The 18,014-nt window shown below is 61.3% G+C and carries 18 protein-coding genes and 1 tRNA gene; 2 read left to right on the forward strand and 17 right to left on the reverse strand.

Annotated elements, in window-relative coordinates; translation table 11 throughout:
• Positions 1 to 29 precede the first annotated feature (29 nt).
• On the reverse strand, positions 30 to 752 hold the full coding sequence (gene pgl / locus ACX3P0_RS11415) for a 6-phosphogluconolactonase (RefSeq protein ID WP_459088747.1): 723 nt from the start codon (positions 750 to 752) through the stop codon (positions 30 to 32).
• A complete protein-coding gene (gene zwf, locus ACX3P0_RS11420; RefSeq protein ID WP_459088536.1) occupies positions 734 to 2,206 on the reverse strand; it encodes a glucose-6-phosphate dehydrogenase in 1,473 nt (490 codons plus the stop codon). Before zwf ends, pgl begins: the two co-directional genes overlap by 19 nt.
• A 199-nt stretch (positions 2,207 to 2,405) precedes the next feature.
• On the opposite strand from zwf, the gene ACX3P0_RS11425 reads away from it, so the two are divergent.
• Together ACX3P0_RS11425 and ACX3P0_RS11430 are read left to right on the forward strand one after the other, a co-directional pair.
• Positions 2,406 to 3,881, forward strand: a complete 1,476-nt coding sequence (locus ACX3P0_RS11425) for an aldehyde dehydrogenase family protein (protein ID WP_459077528.1) — start codon at positions 2,406 to 2,408, stop codon at positions 3,879 to 3,881.
• A 7-nt stretch (positions 3,882 to 3,888) separates the two neighbouring features.
• Positions 3,889 to 4,635: an SDR family oxidoreductase gene (locus tag ACX3P0_RS11430; protein WP_459077900.1), complete on the forward strand. Its 747-nt coding sequence runs from the start codon at positions 3,889 to 3,891 to the stop codon at positions 4,633 to 4,635.
• A 99-nt stretch (positions 4,636 to 4,734) separates the two neighbouring features.
• On the opposite strand, the gene ACX3P0_RS11435 is transcribed toward ACX3P0_RS11430, so the two are convergent.
• From ACX3P0_RS11435 to ACX3P0_RS11505, 15 genes are all read right to left on the reverse strand, one after another.
• The gene (locus ACX3P0_RS11435; protein WP_459088538.1) at positions 4,735 to 5,514 is read right to left on the reverse strand and encodes an SH3 domain-containing protein; all 780 of its coding nucleotides are present in this window, start codon (positions 5,512 to 5,514) and stop codon (positions 4,735 to 4,737) included.
• 233 nt (positions 5,515 to 5,747) lie between these two features.
• Positions 5,748 to 7,034 (reverse strand): NAD(P)/FAD-dependent oxidoreductase, encoded by a 1,287-nt coding sequence (locus tag ACX3P0_RS11440; RefSeq protein WP_459088540.1) that lies wholly within the window; start codon positions 7,032 to 7,034, stop codon positions 5,748 to 5,750.
• A 128-nt stretch (positions 7,035 to 7,162) separates the two neighbouring features.
• Positions 7,163 to 8,596, reverse strand: coding sequence for a glutamine synthetase family protein (locus tag ACX3P0_RS11445; protein ID WP_459077531.1), 1,434 nt, complete (start codon positions 8,594 to 8,596; stop codon positions 7,163 to 7,165).
• A 289-nt stretch (positions 8,597 to 8,885) separates the two neighbouring features.
• Positions 8,886 to 9,500, reverse strand: a complete 615-nt coding sequence (locus ACX3P0_RS11450) for a transglutaminase-like cysteine peptidase (RefSeq protein WP_459088541.1) — start codon at positions 9,498 to 9,500, stop codon at positions 8,886 to 8,888.
• A gap of 154 nt (positions 9,501 to 9,654) precedes the next feature.
• Positions 9,655 to 10,968 (reverse strand): polyhydroxyalkanoate depolymerase, encoded by a 1,314-nt coding sequence (locus tag ACX3P0_RS11455; RefSeq protein WP_459088542.1) that lies wholly within the window; start codon positions 10,966 to 10,968, stop codon positions 9,655 to 9,657.
• 311 nt (positions 10,969 to 11,279) lie between these two features.
• Positions 11,280 to 11,639 (reverse strand): septal ring lytic transglycosylase RlpA family protein, encoded by a 360-nt coding sequence (locus tag ACX3P0_RS11460; RefSeq protein ID WP_459088543.1) that lies wholly within the window; start codon positions 11,637 to 11,639, stop codon positions 11,280 to 11,282.
• Between the two features lie 382 nt (positions 11,640 to 12,021).
• A complete protein-coding gene (locus ACX3P0_RS11465) occupies positions 12,022 to 12,312 on the reverse strand; it encodes a hypothetical protein (RefSeq protein WP_459077535.1) in 291 nt (96 codons plus the stop codon).
• A 294-nt stretch (positions 12,313 to 12,606) separates the two neighbouring features.
• On the reverse strand, positions 12,607 to 12,753 hold the full coding sequence (locus ACX3P0_RS11470) for a hypothetical protein (RefSeq protein ID WP_459088544.1): 147 nt from the start codon (positions 12,751 to 12,753) through the stop codon (positions 12,607 to 12,609).
• A 596-nt stretch (positions 12,754 to 13,349) separates the two neighbouring features.
• A complete protein-coding gene (locus tag ACX3P0_RS11475; RefSeq protein ID WP_459088545.1) occupies positions 13,350 to 13,505 on the reverse strand; it encodes a hypothetical protein in 156 nt (51 codons plus the stop codon).
• A gap of 97 nt (positions 13,506 to 13,602) precedes the next feature.
• The gene (locus ACX3P0_RS11480; RefSeq protein WP_459077539.1) at positions 13,603 to 13,797 is read right to left on the reverse strand and encodes a YodC family protein; all 195 of its coding nucleotides are present in this window, start codon (positions 13,795 to 13,797) and stop codon (positions 13,603 to 13,605) included.
• A 98-nt stretch (positions 13,798 to 13,895) separates the two neighbouring features.
• Positions 13,896 to 14,177 carry a hypothetical protein gene (locus tag ACX3P0_RS11485; protein WP_459088546.1) on the reverse strand — a complete coding sequence of 94 codons (282 nt, stop codon included), beginning with the start codon at positions 14,175 to 14,177 and terminating at the stop codon, positions 13,896 to 13,898.
• Between the two features lie 184 nt (positions 14,178 to 14,361).
• Positions 14,362 to 15,690, reverse strand: a complete 1,329-nt coding sequence (locus tag ACX3P0_RS11490) for a DUF4214 domain-containing protein (RefSeq protein ID WP_459088548.1) — start codon at positions 15,688 to 15,690, stop codon at positions 14,362 to 14,364.
• 14 nt (positions 15,691 to 15,704) lie between these two features.
• Positions 15,705 to 16,514 (reverse strand): hypothetical protein, encoded by an 810-nt coding sequence (locus tag ACX3P0_RS11495; protein ID WP_459088550.1) that lies wholly within the window; start codon positions 16,512 to 16,514, stop codon positions 15,705 to 15,707.
• Between the two features lie 676 nt (positions 16,515 to 17,190).
• Positions 17,191 to 17,275: transfer RNA gene (locus tag ACX3P0_RS11500), tRNA-Leu, on the reverse strand.
• A 94-nt stretch (positions 17,276 to 17,369) separates the two neighbouring features.
• Positions 17,370 to 17,990, reverse strand: a complete 621-nt coding sequence (locus ACX3P0_RS11505; protein WP_459088552.1) for a 2,3-bisphosphoglycerate-dependent phosphoglycerate mutase — start codon at positions 17,988 to 17,990, stop codon at positions 17,370 to 17,372.
• Positions 17,991 to 18,014: the final 24 nt, after the last annotated feature.

Consider the following 18,014-nt stretch of genomic DNA (forward strand, 5'->3'; position numbering starts at 1 on the left):
GATTGCGGCAAAGTGTCCGGCGTTGCATATCAAGCAGCCCAGAAAACCTCGACCGGTCTTGGCGAGGCCTCGATAACGGCGCGGATCGGTTTTTTCGCACCCGGCGTCATCGCGCCGTCGAATGTTTCTTGCTTCTCGGCGCCCTCGATGTGCAGCGCGACGAAACCGGCTTCGATGATGCGCGCCATCGACAGGGTCAGGCGCGGCTCGCCGGCGCTTTCCGCGTGAACCGGCAGTACGTTGGCTTTCGATGCGGGGTCGAGCAGCGTGGCCAGATCGGTGGCATCGGGGAAGAACGAAGCGGTGTGGCCGTCATTGCCCATGCCGAGCACGGCAACGTCGAGTGGCCAGCCAAGCGCCTGCAAGGCCTTGTCGGCAATGGATGCCGCAGCCTCGATGCTGGCTGCCTCGTGATAGAGCGGCATGAATTTGGCGGCGGCAGCCGCGTTCTGCAGCAGGTTGGCGGCTACCAGTCCGGCATTCGAGCGCGGCGAGGAGGTCGGCACGAAACGCTCGTCGATCAGCGTCACCGTCACCTTGTCCCAGGCGATGGGCTGTTTCGACAGGGCGGCAAAAAACTTCGCCGGCGTGGTGCCGCCGGAAACGGCAAGCAGTGCCGTCCCACGTTTTGCGACAGCCTCGGTGAGGCGGGCAGCGACGGTGCCGGAAAATGCCGCCGCCAGTTCGTCGCGCGTCTCAAAACCGTGCCAGTGGAAATTGCCGCCCATGGCGCTCAATTGCTTTCGTGCCAGGTGCGGCCATCGCGCTCGATCAGGGCGATCGAAGCCGATGGGCCCCAGGTGCCGGCGGTGTAACCCTGCGTTTCCTGCAAGGCGCTTGCCCAGGCGTTCTGGATCGGGTCGATCCATTTCCACGCCGCTTCGACCTCGTCGCGGCGCATGAACAGCGTCTGGTTGCCGCGGATCACGTCCATGATGAGCCGCTCGTAAGCGTCGGGCGAGCGCCCCTTGAAGGATTGCGCAAAGCTCATGTCGAGCGGAATCTGGCGAAGCCGCATGCCGCCCGGACCCGGATCCTTGATCATGATGAACTGCTTGACGCCTTCGTCCGGCTGCAGCCGAATGACAAGCTGGTTGGGGAAGATCGGCCCTGCCGCCTCGCCTGCGAAGATCGAGTGCGGGATCGGCTTGAACTCGATGACGATCTCGGAGACGCGGTTGGCCAGCCGCTTGCCGGTGCGCAGGTAAAACGGCACGCCGGCCCAGCGCCAGTTGGCGATCTCGGCCTTGATGGCCACGAAGGTCTCGGTGTTGCTGTCGCTTTCCAGTTCCTCGACATAGCCCTTCACCGGGCCGCCCGAAGAGGCGCCGGCGCGGTATTGCCCGCGCACCGTCTGCTTCGGCGCTTCGGTGCCGTTGATGCGCTTCAGCGCCCGCAGCACCTTCAGCTTCTCGTCGCGCAGGGCATCCGCATCCATCGAGGCGGGCGCCTCCATGGCCACGAGGCAGACCAGCTGCATGATGTGGTTCTGCACCATGTCGCGCAGCGCGCCGGCCTTGTCGTAATAGGTGACGCGGTCTTCCAGCCCGACGGTTTCGGCCACCGTGATCTGCACATGATCGATATGCGCCGAATTCCACAGTGGCTCGTAGAGCGCGTTGGCAAAGCGAAGCGCCATCAAATTCTGCACCGTCTCCTTGCCGAGATAGTGGTCGATGCGAAAAATCTGGTTTTCATGGAAGTCGCTGCCGATCTGGTCGTTGAGCGCCTTGGCCGAAGCCAGGTCGCGGCCGATCGGCTTTTCCACGACGATCCGCGACGTGGGCGTAATCATCTTGTGCTCTTTGAGCTTGTGCGAGATTTCGCCGAACAGGCCAGGCGCCACGGCAAGGTAGAAGACGCGGATGCGGTCGGTGTCGCCGACTTTCTTCTTCAACTGGTCGAAGCCGGAGCCGCTGACGGCGTCCGCCGCCACATAGGAAAACCTGGCGAGAAAAATCTCCAGTTCCTTGGCGTCGATGTCCGCCTTGGCGACGTGCTCGGAAATCGCTTTCTTGGCAAATGCCCGGAATTCCTCGTCGCTCATCTTGCTGCGCGACGTGCCGATAATGCGTGTCGGTTCCGAAAATTGATGATCGCGCTGGCGGTAATACAGCGACGGCAAGAGCTTGCGCTCCGAAAGATCGCCGGTGCCACCGAATATGATGAAGTCGAAAGGGTCGACGGGAATGATCTGGCTTGTCATGCTCTGTCCGTTCTAACGCCGGCTGGGTATGCCGGGCTGCTATAATCTAATCGATTTAGATTGACCAGTGCCATGGTGTCACAGCATCGACCATGCCACTGGTCCAGCACGCGAGGCAGCCGATAGGCGATAATCCCCGCCGATTGCTCCGCAACCGCAACATAGGGCGGCTTTGGAGCGAACCCAAAGGAGAAACGCCATGGGCACACACCTTTCAGGGGCCGTCGCACAGGGCCGCGCCTTCCGTCAACTGATCGACGGCAAGTCCGTCGATGCGGCTTCCGGCGAACGCATCGATGTCTTCTGTCCATCCGACGGTAAGGTTTTCGCCTCGATCCCGGCTTCCGGTGAGGCTGATGTGGATAGCGCGGTGCAGGCGGCGCGGCGCGCCTTCGAAGAGGGGCCATGGGCCAAAATGCCGGCCGTCGAGCGCGGCCGGCTGCTGACCCGCCTCTCTCACCTGGTCGAAAAGAACGGCGACGAACTGGCGGCACTGGAATCGCGCGATACCGGCAAGCCGGCAAGGCAGGGCAAGGCCGACGTCACCGCCACCATGCGCTATTACGAATTTTATGGCGGCGCGGGCGACAAGATCCATGGCGACACCATTCCCTTTCTCGACGGCTATACGGCGCTGACGCTGCGCGAACCGCATGGCGTAGTTGCCGGCATCATTCCGTGGAACTACCCGCTGCAAATCCTGGCGCGGGTGGCGGGGGCAGCGCTCGCCATGGGCAACACGCTGGTCGTCAAGCCGGCGGAAGACGCCTCGCTGACCGCGATCCGCATGGGCGAACTGGCGCTCGAAGCGGGTTTTCCTGACGGCGTCTTCAACGTCATCACCGGCTATGGGCGCGAGGCGGGGGCAGCGCTGTCGGCGCATCCGGGTGTCGATTACGTCACCTTCACCGGCTCACCCGCCACCGGAACGGCCATCCAGCAGGCGGCGGCCGGAAACAATCGCGGCGTCACCATGGAACTCGGCGGCAAGTCGCCGCAAATCGTGTTTGCCGATGCCGATCTGGACAAGGCGCTGCCGGTGCTGGTCAACGCGATCATCCAAAACGGCGGCCAGACCTGCTCGGCCGGCAGCCGTGTGCTGATCGAGCGGCCGATCTATGAGGCGGTCGCGGCAGCGTTGGCCACACGATTCTCGGCGCTGGTTGCCGGTTCGCACGACGCCGATCTCGACCTTGGCGCGCTTATCAACCCGAAACAGAAGCTTCGCGTCGAGAGCATGGTGGCCGATGCCGAAAAGGCAGGGGTTCCGGTTCTGGCACACGGTTCCATTCACCGCGACGCGCCATCCGGCGGTTACTATTTCGCACCGGCGCTGTTCGGCGAGGTCGATCCGGACGCCACCATCGCGCGCGAGGAAGTCTTCGGCCCGGTGCTGGCGCTGTTTGGCTTCGACGGCGAGGAGGAAGCGATTCGGCTGGCCAACGGCACCGACTACGGGCTCGTCGCCGGCATCTGGACCGGCGATGGCGGCCGCCAGCATCGTGTCGCCAAGCGGGTGCGTTCAGGCCAGGTCTTCGTCAACGGCTATGGCGCGGGCGGCGGCATAGAACTCCCCTTCGGCGGCTTCAAGCGATCCGGCCATGGCCGGGAGAAGGGGTTCGAGGCGCTGTACGACATGTCGGCGACCAAGACGATCGTGTTCAACCATGGGTGAGAAAACAATGCGCCTGAAAGACAAGGTAGCCGTCATTACCGGGGCCGCTTCCGGCTTCGGCGAGGGTATGGCCCGGCGCTTCGCCGAGGAAGGCGCGAAGATCGTTGTCGCCGACCTGAACGGCAAGGGCGCGGAACGGGTCGCGGCGGAGATCGGCGTGTCCGCGATATGGACGCAAACCGACGTATCGCAGGCATCCGAATTCGAACAGATGGTGGGCGCGGCCATGGATGCCTTCGGCCGCGTCGACATCATGGTCAACAATGCAGGTTATACGCATCGCAACGGCGACATGCTGGGCGTGGACGAAGCAACGTTCGACCTCATTACCGCCGTCAACATGAAGGCGATCTACCACGCGGCGCGCAGCATTGTGCCGATTATGGAGGCACAGGGCGGCGGCGTCATTCTCACCACCGCCTCGACCGCCGGCCTGCGGCCGCGCCCCGGCCTTACCTGGTACAACGCCTCCAAGGGCTGGGCGATCACCGCGACCAAATCGATGGCGGTGGAATTGGCGCCGAAGAACATCCGCGTGAATTGCCTGTGCCCGGTCGCCGGCGGCACCGGCATGCTGGAGAAGTTCATGGGCAAGGATACGCCCGAAATCCGCGAGAAATTCCGCGCTTCCATCCCGCTTGGCCGGCTGTCGACGCCGCTCGACATCGCCAATGCAGCACTGTGGCTCGCATCCGACGAAGCCGCCTTCATTACCGGGGTCGCGCTGGAAGTCGATGGCGGGCGCTGTATCTGACCAGAGCGTCAGACCGAAAAGTGGTTACCGGTTTTCGGTAATCCGATGCTCAAACAAGGGGGCAGAGTACCCTTTGTGCGTCTGGTTGGGCGCGGCGCTCTAGTCGCGGGCGACGAACGTCTTGTAAACCCAGCCGCGCTTGCCGTTATAGAGGATTTCGCACCACCGCTTGCAGTCCACGATCTGCACAGCCGTCTTGGCTGGAATGGTGCCGATGGCAGCCGCGCCCTTCTTCGGGCCGGACCGCATGGTCACGCCGCGAAGGATATGGCCCGGCGCCGCCTCGCCGCCGCCCGTCGAAGCAGGTTGCGGCTCGTCTGTTTCCGCTTTCGCGACTTGTTTTTCCGGTTTTGCCGGCCTGGGCGTGGGAACCGCAGCGGTCTGGGCCACATCGGCAGCGCCACTCGTATCGGCGTCGCCATTCACCTCTGCGCGGTTTGCGGCGGCGAATGCGGCAAGCTGCGGGCTGGTCGCAACTGCCGGCTCGGCTGAGCCGGCCTCGGCATTGACGGCCTGCGCGGCTTTTGCCGCTGTCTGCGTCGGCGATTTGGCGCCATTCGGATCTTTCCAGCGCAGGTCGCTCGGCACCGCGCCCGTTTCAGCCGCAACGGCGTTCGCCTCTACCGGCGGCGGCTTCGCGACGATCACGGATTTGGCGGCTACAGATTTGGCGGAAGCTGACGGGCTGGCGGAAGCCTGCGCCAACGGTTCCTGGCTGGCTTCGGCAAAGGCCGGTCGGTCGACGGAAGGCAGGGCAAGCCAAAGGGCAATTGCGGCGACGGCCAGGAACGAGGCCGTGCCGAACGCGGCGATGACAAGATGGGAATTGGAACGGAGCGTGCGCCACAAAGAAGGGCGGCACTCATAGCCGAACGTCATTGCGAGGCGGCGACGTCTCGGCCTGCCGAAAAACGAGAACCCCTTCACTTCTGCCTTCTCCAAAAGGGGGCCGAAAGTCCATCTGCTCGATACAGGCATAGCATGCCGAAGATGGAAGACAGTCCCGCCAGCCGCTGGTGCTGGTTCTTATCTGTTACCGATACCTAGAACGACGAATGTGGCATCACTGCGCCAGTATTAAGGAATTTGAAACGTGACCTCGAAACATGGGCTTAAAATCTGTCCCGCAACGCATACCAGTTAAGGGCGAGAAACAACAGCGGCGCGCGCAAGCGCCGGCCACCGGGAAACGCCGGTATTTTGAGGGCCTCGATCAGCTTCAGCCGGTCGCGGTTGCCGGTGACGGTTTCGGCATAAAGCTTGCCGACGAAATTCGACAGCATGACGCCATGGCCGGAATAGCCGCCGGCCGAAATGACATTGGGCATGACCTCGCGCACGAACGGTTTGCGGGGCAGGGTAATGCCGACATAGCCGCCCCAGCCATGGGTGATCTCGACGTCCTTCAGCGCCGGATAGATCTCGGCGATCTGGCGGCGGATGTGGATGTGGATGTCCTTGGGGTCGTTGACCCCGTAGATTTCCCGGCCGCCGAACAACAGCCGCCCGTCCCTGGACTTGCGGAAATAGCGCACGACAAAGCGCGAATCGTCGACGGCCTCGCCGCCGGGCAGGACGCCCGGAAAGACATCGAGCGGCACCGTCGCGCCGATGAACGAGCCGATCGGCATGATATGCGAAGCGCTGACCGGCTCCAGCGTACCGCCATAGGCGTTGACCGCGATCAGGCATTTTTGCGCGGTGACGGTACCGGTCGGCGTCGCCACCCGAACCTTGCCGCCCGTCGAGGCGATGCCCGAGACGCCGGTGTTCTCGTACAGATGCGCGCCTGCCTCGTTTGCCGCCCGCGCGGTGCCGATCACCAGCTTCAGCGGATGGATGTGGCCGGTGCCGGTGTCGCGCGTGCCGCCGAAAAACCGTGTCGAACCCAGGCGCTCCGCCGTTTCCCCGGCGTCCATGAAGGAAATATGCGGATAGGAAAAGCGGTTGGCCATGATCTCGGCATGGGCCTTGTAGTCATCGACATAGCGGCGCTTGTGCGCCACCGACATCTGGCCGGGCACGTAGTCGATGTCGATCTGGTTGGCCGCCGCAAACTCCAGCAGATGCGCCTTGGCGTCTTCGGCCAGGTCGAACAGCGCCTTGGCGCGGGAAAAGCCGTATTCGGCCTCCAGTTCCTCGACCCCGGCGCGCTGCCCGGTGCCGAGTTGCCCGCCATTGCGCCCCGAGGCGCCGTCGCCGAAGCGGTGCGCTTCGACCAGCACGACGCTGACACCTGACTTGGCAAGATGGGTCGCGGCGGAAAGACCGGTAAAGCCTCCGCCGACAATCACCACGTCCGCCTGCCGGTCGCCGTCCAGCGCCGGATATTCCGGGCGCGGGCCAGCGCTATCCTCGTACCAGGAAATGCCGGGAGAAATCGGGGATTGATAGGGCATGGGCGGCTAGCGAATAGGGAGTAGGGAGTAGGGAGTAGGGAAACAGCAAGCGCCGCTGATCCGCGCTCCTGCTTGCATGGATTGGTGGGTCACGCTTACCTCTATTCGCTATTCGCTACTGCCCTAAATCACACATTCAACAACAAATACTCCCGTTCCCACGGCGAAATCACTTCCATGAAGGTCTCGAATTCGGCGCGCTTGATTGCCGCGTAGGTGGTGGTGAAGGACTTGCCCAGCGCTGCACACAACTCGTCGTCCGCTTCGAGCAGGTCGACCGCCTCCAGCAGGCCTCGCGGCAGGTCGATCTCGGCTTCGTTGGCGGTCGTCAGCACCGGCGGCTCGGCCTTGATCTTGTTGTTCATGCCGATCAGCCCGCAGGCCAGCGAGGCGGCGAGCGCCAGATAGGGGTTGGCGTCGGAAGACGGGATACGGTTTTCGACACGCCGCGCCGCCGGATCGGAACGCGGTACGCGAAACGCCGTGGTGCGGTTGTCATAGCCCCATTTGTTGTTGACGGGGGCCGATGCCGCCTGCGTCAACCGACGGTAGGAATTCACATAGGGCGCGAACATCGCCAGCGCATTGGGCACATGCTTTTGCATGCCGCCGATGAAATGGAAGAAGGCGTCGGTTTCCGACCCGTCTTCGGCCGAAAAGATGTTTCTTCCAGTTTTCTTGTCGATGATCGACTGGTGGATGTGCATGGCCGAACCCGGCTGGCCCTGGATAGGCTTGGCCATGAAGGTGGCGTAGATGTCGTGTTTCAGCGCCGCCTCGCGAATGGTCCGCTTGAACATGAACACCTGGTCGGCAAGCTCGATCGGGTCGCCGTGGCGCAGATTGATCTCAAGCTGGCCGGCACCCTCCTCGTGGATCAGCGTATCGATCTCGAGGCCCTGGTTTTCGGAAAAATGATAGATGTCGTCGATCAGTTCGTCGAACTCGTTGACGCCGGCGATGGAATAACCGGCACCGCCGCCGATAGCACGGCCGGAGCGCCCGACCGGCGGTGTCAGCGGATAGTCCGGATCGGGGTTCTTGCGCACCAGATAGAACTCGATTTCGGGTGCGACCACCGGCTTGAGGCCGAGCTTGTCGTAGAGGCCAAGGACGCGCCTGAGCACGTTGCGTGGCGCGAACTCGACATTGCGTCCGTCCTGATGGACGAGATCGCAGATGACGGCCGCCGTCGGGTCGTCTTCCCACGGCACCACAGTCAGCGTCGAAAGATCCGGCATCAGCTTGAGATCGCCATCGTCTTCCGGATAGTGGAAGCCGTTGCCGTTTTCCGGATAGCCACCCGAAATCGTCGCCATGAACACAGCGGACGGCAAGGCCAGAGAAGTGTTCGAGGTGAACTTGCTGGTCGGCATCATCTTGCCGCGGGCGATGCCCGCCTGGTCGGGCGTGATGCACTCGATATCTTCGATGCCGCGATATTCCAGCCAGGCGCTGACTTCCTTCCAGTTCTTGACGCCGCGCAGATTCTTGACGAAGGCGGGCGTGCGGGCGCGTGCGACGCGGTGGGACGGTCGGGCTTCCTTTTTGACGGGCGGCATCTTTCACCAGTTCTGTTGAGGTGGCGAAGTATAGGCGCGCCCGACGCCGAAAGGAAAGGGAGCCGGCCTAAATTGTGTCGAGAATAAGCCGGCATCAAGCGGCCAGCCCGTGGGAATGGCCAACAACAGGACGCTATTACGTCAACCCCGTACTGGAATGCGCAGAGTCAGGTCCAGCGAGCGTCGGCAAGCGCGAAAATTGCTTCAGGGTAGGATGACGGTGCTGCACCGCCAGACGGACCGGCCGGCAGCGGGTCGGATCCTGCGCAAGATCGAACTGTATGACGCTCTACTGGACGGAGCCGACCAGAAGCTGCTGGCCTTCCCGGATCGAAACCCAGCGGCCGGTATTGTCGCTCGCCTGGCGCTTGAGAAAACGGTAGCCGGTCTGGTCCCAGGCGCGCACCTTGTCGGTCAAATTGTCGAGGATAAAATCGCCCTTGTCGGTGCGCACGGTCAGCACGGCGTGGCCCTCGCCATCGGGCTTGCGCACCACGGTAATCAACAAATCCGCCAGCGACAGGCCGAGGCGGTTGAGCCGCCGCCGCTTTTCCAGCACGTAGTCCTCGCAGTCGCCGACACCGCTGTCCGGATAGGCCCAGACCTCTTCCTTGCCGTAAATGTCGATGTCGCTCATTGGCTTGACGGCGGCATTGACCGCTGCCGACACGCTGGCCAGTTGCCGCAACAGGGCGCCGGTCATCGCTGCCGGTGCCTGGTTGGCGGGGCGGATGGAGCATTCGCGCTTGTGCGCCTTGCAGAAATCATAGTGGCCGATCGGCTGGGAAGTCAGGCCACCAATGGCCATCGGCCCGCCGGCAAACGCCGAACCGACCGACCAGGCCGACATCGCCAATCCGATAGCCACGCTTTTGCGCAGCCTCCACCCTGTTGAGGAAATCATTGTCCCCGCTCGCCCTTGTTGTTAACGAAACGTTAAGGGCTATTAACAGTCCGTGTCAATTCCGGCGACGAGCAGATTGGCGGCATGGTTACTCACTTGCCTGTGACCGCGGCAGTTCTGCAACACGGCACGGCCTGGAGCCTGGCTTTGCGACTTATGCCTGAATTTTGGCAGCCTGAGCCTTGGCGGCCTGAGCCTTGGCGATGCTGGCAGGCTTGGCCTTCACGTCGATCGTTTCGTGATTGCCGTAGGTGGAGATGAAGTCGACGATGCGCGGCACGATCTCGGCACGGAAGCGCGAGCCGTTGAAGACGCCGTAGTGGCCAACGTCCGGCTGCATGTAGTGCGCCTTCATGTCCGCCGGGACATTGACGCAAAGATCGTGCGCGGCCCTGGTCTGGCCCAAGCCCGAAATATCGTCGTTTTCGCCTTCGACCGTGAACAGCGCGACATTGCGGATCGCCGATGGATCGACCGGAATGCCGCGATGGGTCATCTCGCCCTTTGGCAGGGCCTGGCGCACAAAAACCGTATCCACCGTCTGGAGGTAGAATTCGGCGGTAAGGTCCATCACCGCCAGATATTCGTCGTAGAACTCGCGGTGCCTGGCCGCGCTGTCGCCGTCGTTTTTCACGAGGTTCTGGAAGAACGTCTTTTGGGCGGTGAGATGGCGGTCGAGATTCATGCCGATGAAGCCCGAAAGCTGCAGGAAGCCCGGATAGACGGCGCGGCCGACGCCGGCCGCCGGCCACGGAACCTGCGTGATGACGTGGTCGCGGAACCAGTCGCTGCCTTTTTCCTCGGCCAGCCGGTTGACGGCGGTCGGGCAGCGCCGCGTGTCGATCGGCCCGCCCATCAGCGTCATCGTCGCCGGCGCGAAACGGTCGCCGCGCGCTTCCATCAGCGCCACGGCAGCCAAGACCGGCACGGAGGGCTGGCATACGGCCATGACATGCGTGTCCGGGCCGAGCGCATGAAGCATGTCGATGATGTAGTCGATATAGTCGTCCAGGTCGAACTTGCAGGCGGAAACGGGCACGTCGCGGGCATCGAGCCAATCGGTGATGTGGACGTCGGCGTAAGGCAGCATCGCCTCGACCGTCCCGCGCAGCAGCGTCGCATGGTGGCCGGACATCGGCGCGACGATCAGAAGCTTCGGATCGGCCTTGCGCCCGGCGGGGACTTCGCGCTCGAAATGGATGATGTTGCAGAAGGGACGGGACCACACGGTCTTTTCGACGACCGGCACCGTCTTCCAGTCGACGACCGTCGTGTCCAAACCGAAGCCCGGCTTGTCGTAGCGGCGCGTGGCGCGCTCGAACACCTCCGCCGCCGCCGCGACCGATCTTCCCCAAGGCGTGTGCGAAAGCGGATTGAGCGGGCTGGTATAGAGCAGCCTGGTGAAGTCGGCGTAAAGACGCGCGGGCCACAAGGCGGCATGGTTCTGTTCGTAGAGCTGATAGAGCATCGCAAACTCCGCTGCTGCCTCGACCGGAAAGGGACGACGGCAGCGCCGAGCCTTAAATGTCTCACAGCGAAGTTAATGAAAATTTGCTGCGATGCAATACGTTATGCAGGTGAATTGGCCTGATGCTTTGGTCCAAGCCGTTGAAACCCCGGCTCAAAGCCGTGACGCCGGCTAAATTCAACCGCCGCGCCGTTCAAAGCAGATGCAACACGCAGCCCCGCAGGTTCTTCGTTGCGGAGATCAACGGCCCAGAGCATCGGACCGAAAAGGGGTGACCGGTTTCGGATTATTCCGATGCTCCATCGAACTGCTTAGAGACGGGCCATGCAGACCGAAGTATGGCCAGCGCCGATGAAGCCGAGCTGGCGTGCCGCGCCCCTGGAGAGATCCAGCACACGTCCCTTGATGAAGGGGCCGCGGTCGTTGATGCGCACGACGACGCTCTTGCCGTTGTTTTTATTGGTAACCTTGAGCCTGGTTCCGAACGGCAGCGAGCGGTGGGCGGCGGTCATCGCGGCGGGATTCATGCGTTCGCCCGAAGCGGTCTTGGAGTGCAGCGCGTACCAAGAGGCGCTGCCGCATTTGGCCGAAGCGGGAGAGGCGGACACGGCGACCATCAGGCCAGCCGCTGCGATTGCCACGACAAGCGCGGCCCGATTGCTGTTCTTCATGCGGTTGAAGGGGCTCCGTTGACAGAATGAACCTGTTAACGGGGGAAATAAGGCAGCAACTGGGGCAATTCTCGGGCGGTTCCATGGCGTCGAGACACGTTTGGAGTCGCCGGGAAACAGTTTGTCAGAACAGGCGCGCGTTTCCTGCAAGGAATAATTTCATATTTCGCGGCCGCTTCGGCATGAATTGACGATCATACCGGTCATCAATTCCGAATATATTTCGGCGCGTGGGCAGATCTATTTCTACCGGTCTTCGCCCGATTTCACCCGATCGAAATCCATACTTTCAGTCACGCTTAGCAGGTGAAAATCAGCATTCTTCTTCCGGTGTTGCTTTCGCGGCGGCGGCGCAACCTGAGGCTACTTCAGGCGCCATGCATCAGCCGTCTTTCCTGGCCGGCTTGCCGTTCGGGTTTGGCGTCGGCGCTTCTCTTGTATCCCTGGGCGGCGGGTCGGAATGGTCGGGTTCCGGCGAAGCATCCTTGTGACCCGGCTTGCGACTGGACTTGCGCTCGTCTTTCCTCGGGTCGTCGGCATTTTCGGTAAGGCCGACGCCACTTGCAGGCGGCTTGTTGCCGGCGGCATCCTGCGAAAAGGCGTCGCTGGGGTCGGGGCCGGTACGGGCCGGATATTTCCGGGCTCCGGTTTCGTAGGCGGATTTTTCACGCATGGTCACCGCTCCCTATGAGATCAGGTCTACAGCAACATGGAGCAGGGCTTTAGGTTCCCTGTTGTCCGCCGCCCAGGGATCGCTGTGTTTGTTCCTGTGCTTCAGGGAAGGTGCTGCGGATCGGACGGGGTAGATGCTCGTCTGCCAATTCGTCGGCCAGGAAGAGAAACCGGGAAAAAGGCTTCCTGTTCACCGTACCGTCGAGCCCGGTTGACACGACCCGCAGCCATCAAGGAACGCCGGATGGCCGGAAAGGTTCAGCTTGCGCAGACAATTTCCGCGTCGGGCCGGGACCTAGTTCTCCTGAACCGAAATGCCCGATTCGTCGATGTGGAGTTCGACGCCCTTCGGCTTGGTTTCCTCATGATAGACGTAGATGCTCAGGGCAATCACGGCCGCGATCAGGATACCGATGACGAGGTAAAGTCTGTTTTGCTTCATCCTGCCTCGTTACCGATACGAGGATCGCAAGTCCAGTGCCTCGATTGCGCCGCCGCGCGCCCGGCATTGCCCCGCGGTTGACCAAACAGGATGCGACCCGCAAGATCGCAAAGGGACGGGCAACTGTAGAGGAGGAAGGATGACCTTCGCCAAATCGTTGATCGCGCTTTCGTCGGCGATCTTGCTGACCGGCTGCGGCGTCAGCGCCACCAGCTATGCGACAAGCAAGGAAGCCCTCAAAGGCAGTCCCGCTCTGCGCAGCGAGTTCGTCGCAAACTGTACGCGGAATATAACAGCCAAGCCGCTACGAACACGCCAAAATATTGCCAAGGTGATGAACACATCCGTCCGCGCTACGCCACGAACCTATTGTTCGAGGTTGACGCGCGGCATTACGTCTGGCCGCCTTTCCCATAAGGACATCAGCGCGGCTTCGAGAGGGCAGGTAACGCCGGCCATCGTTCGCGTTCTGCAAGGCCGATAATCGCTGGAGCATCGGCCCGAAAAGCGGGATCGGTTTTCGGATTATTCCGATGCTCCATCAAAGTGTCGGGGCACCGCCGGCGAGGCTGCGTCCCACCCGGCCGCGAGTGGGATCATTTTACAAGGAAAAAATGGGCCAGAATAAAGACGGCGGAGGTAAAGACGATCAGGGACACCCAGCCGAACGCCGCCTGTCGGTTGGCGGCTCGCCGCTCCTGCGGCGTCCGATGGTCCCTGGTATAAATGTACTCGTCGTGATGGTCTTTCATCAAGCGACCTCGGTTTGATGGATTTCGATACAGTCGGATAGCTCATTGCAAGCGTTCCAACAATCCATCCACGCCCGAAACCTGACTGTCACACCGCCTAGGCCGCAGGCGCAGTGGCCGCCACAAGCTGATCGGACTTGAAGCCTGCATGCTGCGGGGTCCAGACGTCACCTTCGCGATTGAACCAGTTGCACATGACGGCACCCGAGGCAGCCGAAGCGTCGCTTACGGTCATCTGTGGGCCGCCCGACTTCAGCCGGACGACATCACCAGGCTTGAAACTGTCAGCCATAACCGCTCTCCCTGCACATCACCGATGCCGGCAGGTAACCATCAATAGCTCTGGCCGGCAAGGGCGCTGACCCGTGGCGCGGCTCAGCGCATGCGCTTCTATCTGGCCAGCGGAAGATCGGTCTGTATCTTGAGCGCGCTTGTCGCCCAATCCCGTAGTTCCGGGGGCGTATCGTCGGATCTCAGGATCGATATCGCCAGCCTGGTCATATCTTCCGGCGGTTTCGTCGTAACTGCGTTGTAGCTGAAATAACCGGCCGCGATGGCCGCGGCTATCGAAACGAGCGGCGGAGCGTAGGTTGCTGCCGCTCGGGCAATCGACCGCCAGCGCTCGAACAGGCTGCGTCGTGGCCCTTCTTCTTCGTCATCGAAACCAGTCATTCCACCACCCCGTGCAGAACACCGTGCACCGAGGCTGCGCTGTATTAGTTAAAATGCGGATAAAGAGACGGAAACAGGACGAAGCATCGTCGGCACGGCCGAGCAGAGGCCGGGGCGGAGCAGGAAGTGGCGAAAGAATCCCCTCATACCGGATGGGCAAGGTTGGAGGCGCTTACGGCCCGGCTCACACGAACCAGATGCCATGGCTGACGGCGTCTGCGGTGCCGGCGATGTTCTCGTTGCTGTCGGAGAAGAAAGCCAAGAGGTCGCCGTGATTGGTCTGGCCGGTGTCCAGCTTGTTGGTCCAGTAGGCAAAGCCGTCGGCGTCGGGTTCGCGCCCGAGCACGTTCTCGTAGAGCAGGTTGATGAAGGCGCTATTGGATAGAGAACCTTCGCTGCCATAGTTCTGGGCGAATTCCGGCGACGCCATAAAACTTCGCGCCACGTCCTGGAAACTGGATTGCCCCGCATCCTGGTGCCGCACCCAGTAGCCCAGTCCTTCGGCATCGGGTTCCCTGCCGAATGCCGCCTGGTAGAGCCGGAGCATCTGGCCGGCATTGCCGTCGGCATCGAAGGCCAGCGTGCCGTCGTCGAATTGAAGCCGCTCGATCGATTCCAGCGTGTCGATGCCATTGCCATAGGCGACGGTTACCGTGCCGTCGGACTGCACCTCGATCGTATAGGCATCGCGTGCGCCGGTGAAGACCACCGTGTCACGCCCGGCATCGCCATGGAAATGCTCGAAGGCGGCACCAGCATGAAACACGTCATTGCCAGCCGTGCCGACGTTCTCGTCGTCGCTGTCGGTTACCGAGACATGGAACAGATTTGAGACATCGCGAGAACCGTCCGAGACCTCGACGCGGACCTGATACTCATTGCTGCCCGCCGCCGAGCCGGGCGCTTCGAAGTCCGGGGCGTGGACGAAGGAGAGCATGCCGGTCTTGGCGTCTATGCTGAACAAAGCGGCATCGTCGCCGCCGGCTATCGTATAACTCAACGCATCGCCGTCAGGATCGCTGGCGGCAAGCGGAGCGATGAAGAACTGGTTTTCCCCGACACTCCACTGGTTCGGGCCGGTGAAGGAAGGCGCGGTGTTGGGTGACGCGTCGCTGACAGGCAGGAGGTCGAGGGTCGCAGTGGTCGAAATACTGCCGCCATTGCCATCGATTACGTCATAGGTAAAGGTAACGCCAGTGTCGTCATTGGCCGCCGGTTTATAGGTCCATGTGCCGTCGAGATTCTTGACCAGCCCGCCCGAGCTAACGATCAAGTTCTCAATGCCCAATGCATCGCCGTCCTGATCTGATGCACTGGCAGTCAACTCAGTGATCGTGATCAGGCGCAGCGCATCTTCGTTGGATGCTATAAGTGTCACCGGACCGGTCACGGTTGGCGCGTCGTTCTCGTCCGTGATGTTGATCGTCAGTGTCTCTTGATGGGTCTTGCCCCACGCATCGGTCACCTGCACTCGCACGGAGGCGGTTGGATCGGTTTCGTAGTCAAACGCCACGCCACTTTGTAGCTTCAGTTGGGTACCGTCGATCTCGAACCGGCATTGTCGGTATCACCAGCACCGGACACAAGCGAATAGGTATGTGCGTCGAAGCTATCGGGATCGGTGGCTGTCAGCGTTCCGACTATGGCTCCGGGGGCATTTTCTTCAATAGTTGTCAATGACAGCGAGATGCCGGTTGGTGCATCGTTGACGTCGGTAACTTTGAATTCTGTCTTTGCGAGGTTGAACGTGCCACCTGTGACACCGATATTGCCGGTATTGAGGTATTCTGAAAATGAAGAGACGCCGTCATTTACGAAAAATTGTAGTTCAGTTACGCCTAGATTGACGCCCACACTCTCAAATATTTTCCCGTCCGTAAGCTGAATTATATCGCCGATCGAAAGATCAGTGATCGTGTCCCCGTTCAGTTCACTTGCTGTGCCACTGAAGGTATCGTTTCCAGCGCCACCGGTCAGGGTGTCAGCACCTGGACCACCCACCAGCGTGTCGTCACCATCACCACCCAACAGGAAATCGCCTGCGCTCCCACCTATCAATACATCATGCCGATCACCGCCTACGAATGTGGCTTGTCCAATTCCTCCGCTAAAATCGAGGTGCAATCCATGTGAAGAGCGTGATATAAAATCTTGGTTACCATCCTCCAGAGTAGTAAATGGAGTCGACGGCAGTCCGTAGCTTAGATCTCCGTTATTGAAACTAATAGTAATACTTTGTCCATTAGTGATAAGATTCTCTAAGTTGGTATGATTAAAATAGGATTTAATATCTGTGTAGTCATTATCGTTTGTGGTAGCTTTAAAAGTCCCAAACATCCTACCCCCCAAATATGCACTCAACCGACCGATCAAATCAGGCCGTCTCCCGCGCCTCGACCAATTCGCTCAATGTCAATGCACAAATAATCAGCCCAACAGGGCAAGGCGCAAGCAAAAACGGAGTCATGGAGGCAATTAATTCGGCATGGGGATGACGATAAGGCGGGGCGACCGTATCGATTATGTTCGGAAGATCACATGCCGGGTAAGGCGCAAGATGCTGGTTGCTGCTTCGGCCGATGCTCTAAAGCGGCATCACGGCATCGAGCTAAGGCCGCCATCCCTGACGCGGTTTTCCATTTACTCCATATCCGGCACGTCGCCGGCAACGAACAGCGTCGTTGGCGGCCCATACTCCCCGATATCCGGGTTGGCCTCCCGGCTCCAGGCGATCACGCCGACGTGCTTGTCAGCCAGCGCTCTTGCCGTCCTGATAGCCTGATCCTCGCTCTTCGATCGTCTGCTCCTGTGTCGGCTGAGCAGGACCGCTGGCTGTCAGCGCGATCAAAAATGGTCGAAGCATTCATTTTCCCCCAGCCCTGCCGCACCTTCGCGCCGGCCGGGTGAAGCGTCGGGGTCACAATCGAACGGGAAAGGAAAGGGATTGAAGCGGGGACATGAAAAAGAAAAAGCCTAGCAACTTATTGAAGTTGCTAGGCTTTTTCGAATGGAATGGTGCCCAGAAGAGGACTCGAACCTCCACGCCTCGCGGCACACGGACCTGAACCGTGCGCGTCTACCAATTCCGCCATCTGGGCTGGTGCGCGCTCATGTAAGCGGGCATACCGGCAGTGTCAACGCGCTTTTTCGACTTGGCGCGGCGCTGCCATGCTTTGGCGTGCAAAACGGCGTTCAGCCGGCCAGAACTTCCTTGGACGCGACGGTCGAATCGGCATTGAGCCGGTAGATGATCGGCACGCCGGTGCCGAGTTCGAGATTGACGATGTCTTCACCCGAAGCTCCGTCCAGCGCCATGATGAGCGCGCGCAGCGAATTGCCGTGCGCCGCGACCAGCACCGTGCCGCCGGACAGCACATGCGGCTGCAGATCGTGCAAATAATAGGGCCAGACACGGGCGCCGGTGTCCTTCAGGCTCTCGCCGCCCGGCGGCGGCACGTCATAGGAGCGGCGCCAGACATGCACCTGCTCCTCGCCCCATTTCTTGCGCGCATCGTCCTTGTTGAGGCCGGAGAGGTCGCCGTAGTCGCGCTCGTTCAGCGCGACGTTGCGGATCGTTTTCAGGTCGCTTTGGCCGACCGCGTCCAGAATGTGCTGGCATGTCTTTTGCGCACGCACCAACACCGAGGTGAAGGCGATGTCGAATTTCAGCCCGCGCGCCTTCAGCTTCTGGCCGGCGGCCTTGGCTTCGGCATGGCCCTGTTCTGTCAGGTCGACATCGCGCCAGCCGGTGAACAGGTTCTTCAGGTTCCATTCGCTCTGGCCGTGGCGCACGAGCACGAGAGTTCCCGACATATTTTCTCCCTTCGGTGATAGAAA

The organism is Mesorhizobium sp. A556, from assembly GCF_054489545.1.